Annotated in this window: 9 protein-coding genes and 2 tRNA genes; 2 read left to right on the top strand and 9 right to left on the bottom strand. The window is 67.7% G+C overall.

Features of this window, described 5'->3' with window-relative positions; genetic code table 11:
- Window position 1 precedes the first annotated feature (1 nt).
- The 7 genes from pgaA to AC5P7F_RS01540 all read right to left on the bottom strand — a co-directional run bounded on the left by pgaA (window position 2) and on the right by AC5P7F_RS01540 (window position 7,080).
- Window positions 2–2,029 (bottom strand): poly-beta-1,6 N-acetyl-D-glucosamine export porin PgaA, encoded by a 2,028-nt coding sequence (gene pgaA / locus AC5P7F_RS01570; protein ID WP_164077496.1) that lies wholly within the window; start codon window positions 2,027–2,029, stop codon window positions 2–4.
- A 342-nt stretch (window positions 2,030–2,371) separates the two neighbouring features.
- Entirely contained in the window at window positions 2,372–3,577 is a 1,206-nt protein-coding gene (locus tag AC5P7F_RS01565) for a CynX/NimT family MFS transporter (RefSeq protein ID WP_032956113.1), read from the bottom strand.
- 222 nt (window positions 3,578–3,799) lie between these two features.
- Window positions 3,800–3,876 (bottom strand) — tRNA-Pro (locus AC5P7F_RS01560).
- A 140-nt stretch (window positions 3,877–4,016) separates the two neighbouring features.
- Window positions 4,017–4,093: transfer RNA gene (locus tag AC5P7F_RS01555), tRNA-Pro, on the bottom strand.
- A 55-nt stretch (window positions 4,094–4,148) separates the two neighbouring features.
- Window positions 4,149–4,265 (bottom strand): cytochrome bd-I oxidase subunit CydX, encoded by a 117-nt coding sequence (gene cydX, locus AC5P7F_RS01550; protein WP_495204127.1) that lies wholly within the window; start codon window positions 4,263–4,265, stop codon window positions 4,149–4,151.
- Window positions 4,266–4,323: 58 nt separating this feature from the next.
- A complete protein-coding gene (cydB, locus tag AC5P7F_RS01545; protein ID WP_164077495.1) occupies window positions 4,324–5,475 on the bottom strand; it encodes a cytochrome d ubiquinol oxidase subunit II in 1,152 nt (383 codons plus the stop codon).
- Window positions 5,476–5,490: 15 nt separating this feature from the next.
- The gene (locus AC5P7F_RS01540; protein ID WP_005410352.1) at window positions 5,491–7,080 is read right to left on the bottom strand and encodes a cytochrome ubiquinol oxidase subunit I; all 1,590 of its coding nucleotides are present in this window, start codon (window positions 7,078–7,080) and stop codon (window positions 5,491–5,493) included.
- Between the two features lie 228 nt (window positions 7,081–7,308).
- On the opposite strand from AC5P7F_RS01540, the gene cydD reads away from it, so the two are divergent.
- Together cydD and cydC are read left to right on the top strand one after the other, a co-directional pair.
- Window positions 7,309–9,054, top strand: a complete 1,746-nt coding sequence (gene cydD / locus AC5P7F_RS01535) for a thiol reductant ABC exporter subunit CydD (protein ID WP_164077494.1) — start codon at window positions 7,309–7,311, stop codon at window positions 9,052–9,054.
- A complete protein-coding gene (cydC, locus tag AC5P7F_RS01530) occupies window positions 9,051–10,730 on the top strand; it encodes a thiol reductant ABC exporter subunit CydC (RefSeq protein WP_164077493.1) in 1,680 nt (559 codons plus the stop codon). The genes cydD and cydC overlap by 4 nt, the downstream gene beginning before the upstream one ends.
- 112 nt (window positions 10,731–10,842) lie before the next feature.
- On the opposite strand, the gene AC5P7F_RS01525 is transcribed toward cydC, so the two are convergent.
- Window positions 10,843–11,187 carry a DUF1294 domain-containing protein gene (locus tag AC5P7F_RS01525; RefSeq protein WP_164077492.1) on the bottom strand — a complete coding sequence of 115 codons (345 nt, stop codon included), beginning with the start codon at window positions 11,185–11,187 and terminating at the stop codon, window positions 10,843–10,845.
- Window positions 11,188–12,300 (bottom strand): homoserine O-acetyltransferase MetX, encoded by a 1,113-nt coding sequence (gene metX, locus AC5P7F_RS01520; protein ID WP_164077491.1) that lies wholly within the window; start codon window positions 12,298–12,300, stop codon window positions 11,188–11,190.
- Window positions 12,301–12,419 lie beyond the last annotated feature (119 nt).

Below are 12,419 nucleotides of genomic sequence, written 5' to 3'. Positions count from 1 at the left end.
GTCAGTCTCCCCAGCGCAATGCGGCTTCGAAGCCGATATGGCGCTCGCGATGGCCGTCGTAGACCGGTCGTGACCACCGCACGCCATACTCGAACACGCGGCCAGGGCCCAGCTGCCACTCGTGCATGTAGGACACCGACGGCACCAACGCGCTGCCGAAGCCGTCCTGCCAGTAGTCACCCAGCGAGACGGTCAGCCGGTGCCGGAAGTGGCGCTCGTAGTGCCGCCACAGCTGCTGGTCGATGCGCAGGCCGATCTCGACCATGCGGTCGCGCTTCGGGTTGAAGTAGGGCGCATCATCGCGGCTGCCGCGACTGGTGTAGGCACTGGCCAGGCCATCGACCAGCCAGCGTGGGCGGGTCAGCAGGCGCTGTTGGACGCTGGTGCCGAACAGCTCGCGGTGGTTGCCGTCGTCATAGCGGAAGCGGCTCGCGCCGAACGTCCAGTGGGTGAGCTCGCTGCGCCGGTAGTCCACCTGTGCGCTCACGCTGTCGGCGGTGATGCCGGCCGCGCGCGCCTGCATCGAGGCCTCCGGGTCATTGCGTGCGACCACCACGCCGGCGTGCCAGGAATCGTTGAACTGCCAGCCGACGCCGACGCGCAGGCCGGTGTCGCCGATGTGATCGTTGGCGCGCAGGACCGCCGCTTCCGCATCCAGTTGCCCGAAGCGGTAACGCACGCCCGCACCCAGCCACAGGGGATCGATGCGCTGGTCCTGGAAGTCGGTCACGCGACGGTCGGCGAGGGCGAACAACCGCCAACGGTCATCAAGGACCGGCGTCTCCACGTCCACGCCGTAGTGGCGGTCGTTGTTGCCCAGGGGCGAAGTACCACCGCCCCCGGAGCTGCGGCCGATGTCGGTCCATGCCTTCAGCTGCCAGCCGCGATGCGCGCGCCAGGCCTGGTCCATGCGTTCGACTGCCGGCTGGGTGGGGTAGCGTGCGACCAGGTCATCGTGCAGCGGCCGCGCCAGGTCGTCGCGCTGCAGGGCGACATAGGCCTCTTCCATGCCCAGCCGCGGTTCGATGTCCCGCGGATCGAGCGCGTGTGCCATCTGCTGGCGCTGCAGCGCCCGGCGTGGCCAGCCGCGCATCATGTAGACGCTGCCCAGCGCACTCTGCAGCCCGCCGTTGCCGGGTGCGATCTCGACCATCGACTCCAGGTCGTGCTGCGCGGTGTGCAGGTCGCCGCTGTAGGCGCGCACCATCGCCAGGTTGAGATCGGCCTCGTAGCGCGACCAGTTCGCGTACGGCGACTTGCCGTTGCTCCAGCGCCACGCCGGCTCCTTGTCGCGCCATGCCTGCAGCAGGTCGATGGCCTTTTCCTGCTGCTCGCTTTCCAGGTAGGCGTAAGCCAGTTCCGAATGCGAGGCGTCGCGCGTCGGGTCGCCAGCGACGGCCGCCTGCAGCACCGGGATGGCTTCTTCAGGGTGCAGGGTGCCCATCAACGAATCGCCCACTGCGGGCAGCACGTAGTCGGGCAGGGTGTGGCCTTCGGCCTGCAGTGCCCGCGCTTCCTCGCGGACCTGTGCATGGCGGCCCAGCCGGTTGAGCAGGACCAGCCGGTCCATGCGGATCCGCAGTGGTGCCTGCGAGGGCGGCGTGCCTTCGCCGCCGAGGTAGCGCTGCATGCGGGCCAGGGTCGATTCGGCTTCTTCCAGGCGGCTGTCCTCGCTGCTGCTGTAGGCCAGGCTCCAGACCACCAGCTTGGCCAGGTAGTCGCCTTCCAGGCGCTGTTTCTGCGCAGCGTCGAACAGTTGCGGGCGCTGCTGGTACAGCTCCCACGCACGCCAGGCGTTGCCGATGTCGCCCAGCGTCAATACGCGTAGCTTGAACAGCAGGTCGTCGTTGGGTTGCTGCTGGCTGGCGCGCTCGATCGCGCCCAGGGCGTCCAGCCAACGCGCCTGGTCTCGATAGCGGCCGATCTCGGCCAACGCTGCTTCGCGGTCGGGCGGTGCAGCGCTGCTGGCCCAGGCCAGGGCGGTGCAGGCGAGGCCGACGCAGAGCGCCAGCCGGCGGTGGACAACCATTGGGGACCCCCTTGGCTTCCGAACCAGACAACCTGAAAAATGTGACGCACATCACATGCCAGCTTTTGGCGTGGCCGTGGCCCGCGTCACTCCCTTCGTGCATTCCCGCCCAGCGAAGACGGATACAACCCGGACAGCGACCTGCGATGTCTTGTCTGAAACGAAAGTCCCCCGCACACCGAGTGGTGGCCCGGGCGGCGCTGCCGCCCCCATGCCCGATGCCGGCACGCGGCAAGGATGGGCATTCGTGGGCACTATCCGCCCGGAATTGTCAGCCCGGCGTCAAAATGCGCAGACGGGCTGACGAATGGTAGGTGGGCCCGGTTGCGCGCCCCACGTGGCTTACCAGAGATCTTCCAGCTTGCGCGGCTTGCAGGCCACCCACGAAGCGCACAGCATCAGGGCGGCGCAGCCGAACAGGAAGCTGAACGGGAGGGTCCAGCCATCGCTGACCGTGTGCAGCCAGCCGACCAGGAACGGGCCCAGGCAGCTGAAGCTGTAGCCCACGCCCTGCATGAAGCCGGACAGCGCCGCCGAGCCGGTCGGGGTGCGGGTGCGCAGGTTGATCAGGGTCAGTGCCAGCGGGAAGGTGGATGGGCCGACGCCGAGCAGGCAGGCCCACAGCAGGGGGGCCTTCATCGGTGCCAGCAGCAGGCCGGTGAAGGCGATCACGAACGAGAAGAAGCCAATCAGCACCAGCGGGAACGGGTTCTGCATGCGCACCGCCATCGACGGAATGACCAGCGATGGCAGCAGGCCCAGCGCCGAGAACACGGCGACCATCACGCCACCGAACGCGGGCGTGCCACCGGCCTCGACCACGATGCGCGGCAGCCAGGTGAACATCGAGTAGGTCATCAGCGAGGTCATGCCGAACATCAGCGTCATGCTCCAGCCCAGTGACGTGCGCCAGACCTTGCCGTGCGGCTGCGCGGTCGGATCGGACACGTCGGACTGCGGCTTCGGCGCGCGCGTGGCCAGCACCAGCCACGGCAGTGCGGCAGCCAGCGCCAGCAGCGCCCACATGCCCAGCGACACGCGCCAGCCTGCGGCGTTGGCCACCGGCACCGCCAGCAGTGCCGGCAGCATCGTGCCCAGCTGCAGCACGCTGATGTAGAGCGTGCTCATGGTGCCGACCTTGTTGGCAAAATAGCGCTTCACCAGCGGCGGCACCACCACGTTGCCGATGCCCATGCCGGCCAGTGCCACCACCGAACCCAACAGCAGCGTGCCGACGTTGCCGGCGCTGGAACGCAGCAGCAGGCCGGCCATCGCCATCACCATCGCCAGCAGCGTGGTGCGCTCCAGCCCGAGGCGCCGCGCCAGTGCCGGCGTGGCCACGCCGAACAGTGCGAACGACGCGGTCGGCAGCATCCCCAGCACGCCGGTCATGGTGGTACCGAAACCGAACTGCTGGCCGAGCACGTCCAGCAGCGGGGTGATCGAGGTGACCGCGGTGCGCAGGTTGATCGCTGCCAGCAGGATCGCGGCGAATGCGAGGACGCGGCCGTGCAGCAGCGACGGCGAATCGGAAGGGGAGGAACTCATCGGTGGTCCTTGCAGGTGTCGCACGCCGGGGCAATGGCATGCAGCGCCGGCATCGGTCTACGCCGAAGCGGCAGGTGGGGGAGGGGCTGCTGGCGGGCCGGCAGCGCGGCCATTGTACGTGCGGGCTCCGGCAAGGTCCCGTCATGCGGGCGGCCAGGTGCCTGATACAAAAAAAACCCGGAGGACAGTGATGTCTTCCAGGCTTCTTGGTGACCACCGAAGTGGTCGGGGAGACAGGATTCGAACCTGCGACCTCTACGTCCCGAACGTAGCGCTCTACCAGACTGAGCTACACCCCGAAGGGAGCCGCCTATTCTAGCGATTCACCCCGATGGCGGCAAGGGGTGAATGCTGTTTTCTTCACACTGCCGAAGCAGTGCCACTTCAGGGAACAAAAAAGCCTGGACGACTTCACCAGGCTTCAATGCGACCACCGAAGTGGTCGGGGAGACAGGATTCGAACCTGCGACCTCTACGTCCCGAACGTAGCGCTCTACCAGACTGAGCTACACCCCGAAGGAGCCGCCTAAGATACCGTGTGAAGGCCAAGGCGGCAAGGTTTTTTTACAGCTCAGCGACGTTTTTCTTTCTCGATGCGGTTCTGCTCGCGGGCTTCGAACCACATGCCGTTGAGGATGGCCACCGTCGAGGCGAGGCCGGCACCGAGAATCCAGGCGAAATACCACATGATCAGTCTCCTTCATTCCGGGTAGGTGCCGACCGTTGGTCGGCACACGTGCAAGCAATCAATACGCGTTCGGGTTGTTGCCCATCTCTTCGGTGGTGGTCTTGCCCTTCAGCACGCGGTACACCCAGGTGGTGTAGGCGAGGATGATCGGCAGGAACACCGCCGTGGCCAGCAGCATGATCCACAGGGTCAGGTGGCTGGACGAGGCATCCCACACGGTCAGGCTGGAGGTGGGCTGGCTCGAGGACGGCAGCAGGAACGGGAAGATGGCGAAGCCGACGGTCAGGATGATGCCGGCGATGGCCGCACCGGAGGCAATGAAGGCCAGGCCGCCGCGGCGGGCACGCAGCAGCACCGCACTGGCGAGCAGGCCGGCCAGGCCGAGCAGCGGGGCCAGGATCGTGGCCGGCATCGTGCTGTAGTTGCGCATCCAGCCACCGGCGGCGCCGAGTTCGGCGGTCTTCAGCAGCGGATTGGTGGCGCCGTCGGTGACCACCTGCGAGCTGATCTGGTAACCCGGCAGGCCGAAGGCCACCCAGGCGCCGCCGACCGCAAAGAGCACGAAAGCGATGATCGCGGCGATGCTGCCGAAGCGGGCCGCACGCTCGGCCACCGGGCCGTCGGTCTTCAGCACCAGCATGGCGGCACCGTGGGCGACCAGCATCGACACGCTGAGCAGGCCGGCCAGCAGTGCGAAGGGCATCAGCAGGCCGAAGAACGAGCCGGTGTAGAAGATGCGCATGCTGTCATCGAAGTGGAACGGCACGCCCAGCACCACGTTGCCCACCGCCACGCCCATGATCAGCGCCGGTATGAAGCCACCGATGAACAGCGCCCAGTCCCAGGTGTTGCGCCAGCGCTCGCTGGGCATCTTGCTGCGGAACTTGAAGCCGACCGGACGCAGGATCAGGGCGAACAGGATCACGAACATCGCCAGGTAGAACCCGGAGAAGCTGACCGCGTAGAGCGGCGGCCAGGCGGCGAAGATCGCGCCGCCGCCCAGGATCAGCCACACCTGGTTGCCTTCCCAGACCGGACCAATGGTATTGATCACCAGCCGGCGCTCAGCGTCGTTGCGGGCGACGAAGGGCAGCAGGGTGCCCACGCCCAGGTCGAAACCATCCATCACGGCGAAACCGATCAGCAGGATGCCGAGCAGCAGCCACCAGATCACGCGCAGCGTGGTGTAGTCCAGAAGAATGAAATCCATCTTGGTTCTCCTGCCTCAGGCCTGGCCGGCGGCCGGCGCCGAGGCATTGTGGGAAGCATGCGGCTGGGGCGACTGCAGCGACGGCAGCACCTCGTCCGGACCCTTGCGGATCGCCTTGAGCATCAGCTTGATCTCGACCACGATCAGCGCGGTGTAGATGGCAGTGAAGCCGGCCAGGGTCAGCACGATTTCATGCAGGGCCAGGCCCGACGCCGCATAGAAGGTCGGCAGCACGCCATCGACCGCCCACGGCTGGCGACCATACTCGGCCACGAACCAGCCGCACTCGATCGCGATCCACGGTGCCGGCAGCGTCCACAGGGCCAGCTTGAGGAACCAGCGCTTGTCCTGGAAGTTGTTGCGGCACGAGTAGTAGAAGGCCAGTGCGAAGAAGGCGATCAGGTAGAAGCCCAGGCCGGCCATCACGCGGAAGGTCCAGAACAACGGCATCACGCGCGGCACCGTGTCCATCGCCGCCTGCGAGATCTCCTGCGGGGTGGCGTTGAGGATGTCATCGCGATAGCGCTTGAGCAGCAGGCCGTGGCCCAGGTCCTGCCAGTGGCGGTCGAACATCTCGCGCGCTTCAACGTCGTTCTTGTTGGCGCGCAGGCGTTCCAATGCACCGTAGGCCAGCTGGCCGCCACGCACGCGGTGTTCGGCGCGCTCGACCAGTTCCAGGATGCCGGGAATCGGCTGGTTCAACGAGCGGGTGGCGATCAGGCCCATCAGGTAGGGGATCTTCACCGCGTAGTCGTTCTGGTGAGTCTCCTGGTTGGGGATGCCGAAGGCGGTGAAGTCGGCCGGCGCACGCTCGGTCTCCCACATCGCCTCGATCGCGGCCAGCTTCATCTTCTGGTGTTCGCTGGCGGCGTAACCGCTCTCGTCACCCAGCACGACCACCGACAGCGATGACAGCAGGCCGAACGCCGCGGCCACCGCAAACGAACGACGGGCCAGGTCCTTGTGCTTGTTGCGCAGCAGGAACAGGGCGCTGATCGCCATCACGAACACCGCACCGGTCACGTAGCCGGCGCTGACGGTGTGCACGAACTTGGCCTGCGCCACCGGGTTGAACACCACCGCCATGAAGTCGACCACTTCCATGCGCATGGTTTCCGGGTTGAACACCGCACCGGTCGGGTTCTGCATCCAGCCATTGGCCACCAGGATCCAGATCGCCGACAGGTTGGTCCCCAGCGCCATCAGCCAGGTCACCATCAGGTGCTTGACCTTGCTCAGGCGGTTCCAGCCGAAGAAGAACAGGCCGACGAAGGTCGCTTCCAGGAAGAACGCCATCAGGCCTTCGATCGCCAGTGGCGCACCGAAGATGTCACCCACGTAGTGGCTGTAGTAGGACCAGTTCATGCCGAACTGGAATTCCATGACGATGCCGGTGGCAACGCCCATGGCGAAGTTGATGCCGAACAGGACGCCCCAGAACAGGGTCATCCTGCGCCAGATCTCCTTGCCGGTCATCACGTACACGCTCTCCATGATGGCCACCATGAAGGACAGGCCGAGGGTGAGCGGTACGAATAGGAAGTGGTACATCGCGGTCAGCGCGAATTGCAGCCGCGACAGTTCTACGACTGTCTGATCAATCATGGCCTGGCTACCTCGTTGGATAGTGCCGTTGCAGGTGGCGGGAAGGGTGGTCTACGACGTGAATGATGTGACCGACTACTTCAAACAGCCTTGATCCAGATCAATGTATGAACAGGTGCCCCGGTTGATCGTATGCCAACCTGATGAAGACTGCGACCGCCGGCCGCAGGGGCGGGCTATTGCCTGCGCCTACAATGCCGTGTCTCCCCCGCTGCCCGTGAAGACCTCTTGAGCGCTGCCGAAACGACCCCTGACGGCCTGTCCCCGGAAGCTGAAACCGCCCGCCAGCGGCGTGTGCGCATGGCCTGGCTGGCCGACCTGGCACGCTCCGCCCGGGGCCGCCAGCGCTTGGCCGCGCTGTGCATCAGCCTGTCCGGCGCGCTGTTGATCGGCCAGGCTGCCGCCATCGCCTGGCTGGTGCAGCAGGTGCTGGTGGAGCGCGTGCCGCTGGCCTCTGGCCTGCCGGTGCTGGCGGGATTGGCGGTGATCCTGGTGCTGCGCACCCTGCTGGGCAGCGCCACCCAGGCCGCCGCCGGTGACGTGGCCGACGCCGCCCGGCTGGCACTGCGCGAACGCGTGTTCGCGCGCCTGCTGGGCCAGGGCCCGCTCTGGCTGCGGCAGCGCCGCACCGGTGAACTGGGCGAACTGATGCTGCATCACGGTGATGCGATCGAGAGCTATTACAGCGGCTTCCTGCCGGTGCGCACCGAAGTGGTGGTGGTGCCGCTGCTGATCCTGGCCGCTGTCGCCTGGGTGGACTGGGTGGTGGCGCTGATCCTGCTGTTCACCGCGCCGCTGGTGCCGTTCTTCATGATGCTGGTGGGCTGGGGCGCTGAAGCCGCCGGGCGCGCGCAGCTGGGCGAACTGGCGCGCATGAGCGGCCATTTCGCCGACCGCATCAAGGGCCTGGGCCTGCTGCGCCTGTATGGCCGCGGCGAAGCCGAACTGGCCGGCATCGAGGCCGCCGCCGAAGGCGTGCGCGTGCGCACCCTGAAGGTGCTGCGCATCGCCTTCCTGTCGTCCACCGTGCTGGAATTCTTCGCCTCGGTGAGCGTGGCGATGGTGGCGCTGTACCTGGGCCTGAGCTATCTGGGCATGATGTCGCTGCATGCAGCGGTGCCGACGCTGGGTGCGGGCCTGTTCTGCCTGCTGCTGGCGCCGGAGTTCTATGCGCCGCTGCGACGGCTGGCTGCGCACTACCACGATCGCGCCAATGCACTGGCCGCCGCCGCCGAAGTGGAACGCCTGCTGCAGTCGCTGCCGGACGAGCAGGGCCTGATCGAGAACGAGGTTGCGCCGCTGGCGGTGGAGCCGGCCGAGGCCGCCTTGCCGCCACTGCAGGCGCAAGGACTGGTACTGCGCCCGTTGGGGGCGCCGCAGGATGTGCTGCGGGATCTGGACCTGCTGCTGGAGCCGGGCCAGCGCCTGGCCCTGGTCGGTCCCAGCGGGTCCGGCAAAAGCACGCTGCTGGAGGCGCTGGCCGGTTGGTTGCCGCCGCGTGCCGGCAAGCTGCAGCTGCGCCCCGGCGTGCAGGTGGCCTATGCCAGCCAGCGACCGTACCTGTTCCACGGCAGCATCGCCGACAACCTGCGCCTGGCCGATCCCGGCGCCAGCGATGCGCGCCTGCGCGCGGTGGCCGAGGCCTCGCAGGTACTGCAGTTCGCACAGCGCCTGCCGCAGGGGCTGGATACGGTGATCGGCGAGCGTGGTTTCGGCCTGTCCGGTGGCGAAGCGCGCCGCATCGGCCTGGCCCGCCTGCTGCTGCGCGACCCGCAGGTGCTGCTGCTGGACGAACCGACCGCGTTCCTCGATGCCGATACCGAAGCGGCGTTGCTGCGCAGCCTGGCCGCCTATGCACGTGGCCGCAGCGTGGTTGTCGCCACCCACAGCCCGGCCGTGATCGCGTGGGCCGACCGTTGCCTGCTGTTGCCGGAAGGCCGGCTGGTGGAACCGGCACAGGCGGTGCGCGCGTGAGCCGTTCGCCCGATTCGCTGCGCGCCGTGTTCCTGCGCCATCGTCCGCGCCTGCTGCTGACCCTGCTGCTGCTGTGGACCACGATGCTGGCCGGCACCGCACTGCTGGGCCTGTCCGGTGGCTTCCTGACCGCTGCCGCGCTGGCCGGTGCGGCGGGCCTCGGCCAGGGCTTCAACTTCTTCTCACCCTCGGCCGGCATCCGTGGCCTGACCATGGCGCGCATCGTGTCGCGCTACTTCGAAAAGCTGGTCGGCCACGATGCCACGCTGCGCATCGCCCGCGACCTGCGCGTGTGGTTCTTCCGCCGCGCGCTGCCACTGGCGCCGGCACGATTGGGCGCCACGCGCACCGGCGAGCTGCTGGCGCGGCTGCTGGGGGACATCGGCGAAGTGGATGGGCTGCTGGTGCGTGCGATCGGGCCGCTGGTGGCGCTGGGCGCGCTGTCGCTGGTGGCGGTTGCCTCGGCAGCGCTGATCCTGCCCTCGGCGGCGGTACTGCTGGCGGTGCTGGCGCTGCTGATCGCCTTCGGCGTGCCGTGGCTGGGCGTGCGTGGCCATGACGACGAAGAGGCCGATCGTGCCGCGCACCGCGCGGCGTTGCGCACCGCTGCATTCGAAGGGCTGGAGGGGGCCGGTGACCTGGCTGCGCTGCATGCCGATGCGGCTTGGCAGCTGAAGGTACGCGTGGCCGCCAAGCAGCTGGCCTCGCGTGATCGTCGTCGGCGTTGGCGCCTGATCGCGGCCTCGACCCTGCACGGCCTGGTGGCGGGGCTGGGCCTGGTGGCGATGCTGGCGTTGGCCCTGCACGCCACCGAACAGCAGCACATCGCGCCGGAAATGGCCGCGGGCCTCGTCTTCCTGACCGTGGCGCTGATCGAACTTTGGGCCGGCATGGGCCTGGCCTGGCAGTCGCTGCAGTCCGGGCGCGTTGCTGCTGACCGCCTGCAGGCCATCGTCGAACAACCGCCGACGGTGGAGGATCCGCAGACGCCGCAGCCGGTACCCCAGGCGGCGCACGTGCATTGGGATGACGTGCACTTCCAGTGGCCAGGTGCCGCGCGGCCGGTGTTGTCCGGCCTGCAGCTGACCCTGGCGCCGGGAGAACGCATCGCGATCCGTGGCGACAGCGGCAGTGGCAAGACCACGCTGTCCAGCCTGCTGCTGCGGTTGTGGGATCCGCAACAGGGGCGAATCACCTATGGCGGACGCGACCTGCGCGACGTCGCCCAGGCCGAGTGGCACCGCCAGCTGGCCTGGCTTCCGCAGAACGCACCGGTGTTTGCCGGTACCGTGGCCGAGAACCTGCGGCTGGGGGATCCCGACGCCCGTGATGCCGCGTTGTGGGCGGTCCTGCGTCGCGTGCGCCTGGGCGACTGGGCCGAGCGCAACGGTGGCCTGCAGGCCTGGGTGGGCGAGAACGGCGCGACGATGTCGGCCGGCCAGGCGCGGCGGTTGGCACTGGCGCGCGCGCTGCTGCGCAATGCGCCGATCCTGCTGCTGGACGAACCCACCGAAGGCCTGGACGTGGATTCCGCACGTGCGCTGTTGCAGGACCTTTCCGGGTTGCTGGACGGGCGCAGCCTGCTGATGATCACCCACGACGACCTGCCCGAAGGCGTGGTCGATGCGCAGTACCGGTTGCGCGATGGGGTGTTGGAGCGCGAAGTGCTTCGGTAGATGCCGACCTTGGTCGGCACATCCACGCATGGCGTGGATCTACTGTAGAGCCGAGCCCATGCTCGGCTCCGGAAGCAAGCCAGCCGAGCATGGGCTCGGCTCTACAGGCCGGTCAATGGGAGAACTCGCGCAGCATCACCGCGATCGAGGCCACGTTGGCCAGCACGCACAGCCAGAACACCCACTGGAATGCGGCTTTGCGATGCTTGTGGCGGAACAGCGCCTGGCCCAGCAGCGCGCCGGGCCAGCCTCCGGCGAAGGCCAGCAGCTGCAGGGTGCGCTCGGGAATGCGCCATCGCTTTCGCTGCGCCGCGCGCTTGTCATGGCCATAGAGGCCGAACGACACCGCACTGGCCAGCAGGCACCAGCCACCCAGCCACAACGGCAGCACACCGCTGATCATCAAGGCGGTCAGCGCGCCGAAGGCGGCCAGCGCGAGGTTACGCCGCCACGACACTTACAGCGCGTCGAGGAAGCCGCGCACGGCCGGGCCGAAACGCTCGAAATCGACGAGGAAGGCATCATGGCCCTGTGGCGATTCCAGGCCGATGAAGCGCGCATCGGCACCGCCGGCACGCAGGCCGTCGGCGACCTGTTGCTGCTGCTGCACCGGGAACAGGATGTCGGTGTTGGCACCGATGGCCAGTGCCTTCTCCACCCGGATCTTCGCCAGCCCGGCCAGCACGTCGCCGTCGGCGTACTCGGCCAGGTCGAACCAGTCCATCGAACGGCTCAGGTACAGATAGCAGTTGGGATCGAAGAAACGCACGAAGCGCCGTGCGTGGCCTTCCAGATAGCTTTCCACCTGGAATTCCAGGCCGAACGGATCGTCGTCGGCCTGGTCCGAATCCAGCCGCACGCGGCCGAAGCGGCCATCCCATTCCAGTGCCGAGCGGTAGGTGATCACGCCCAGCTTGCGCGCCATGCGCATGCCGGACTCGGGGTACTCGGCATCGTCGTAGTGGCCGCCATTCCAGCGCGGGTCGAGACGGATCGCCTCGCGCTGCAGCGAGCGGATCGCGATCGAGAACGGCAGCGCCTGCGCACTGCCGGAAATGTTGACGTGGCTGCGCGCGATGCCTGGGTGCAGCATCAGCACGGCCAGCGCAGTCATCCCGCCCATGGAATTGCCGACCACGCAGGCCAGCTGCGCGATGCCCAGCGCACGCACGACTTCGATCGCGGCGCGAGCGCCGTCTTCGATCGACAGCTCGGGGAAGTCCAGGCGGTAGGGCTCAGTGCTGGCCGGGTTGATCGAGGCGGGGCCGGTCGATCCCTTGCAGCTGCCCAGCGAATTCACGCAGACCACGAACCAGCGGCGGGTATCGATGGGTTTGCCGGGGCCAACCATCGCTTCCCACCAGCCCGGCGCCGGATTGGCCTCGTTGGCCGCCGCATGCGCATCCGGCGACAGGCCGGTCACGATCAGGATCGCATTGCTGGCGTCAGCGGCCAGCGTTCCCCAGGTCTCGTAGGCCACGCGTGCGCCATGCAGGGCGCCACCGCGCTTGAACGGGAACGGCGAGGGCAGGGCGTGGAAGCGGGTGCCGGGCGGGATGAATTCGGTCATGCAGTCATTCTAGCGGGGCCGCATGTGGAGCTGGCGACACGCTGGTTTCCATGGATGGACGCGGACCGGACCGTCGCATCCACGCATGGCGTGGATCTACTGTAGAGCCGAGCCCATGC

Source organism: Stenotrophomonas sp. YJH_SMC_105-26 (genome assembly GCF_059368915.1).
Note: the sequence above shows the minus strand (reverse complement) of the source record. Positions and strands in the feature narration are given on the sequence as shown.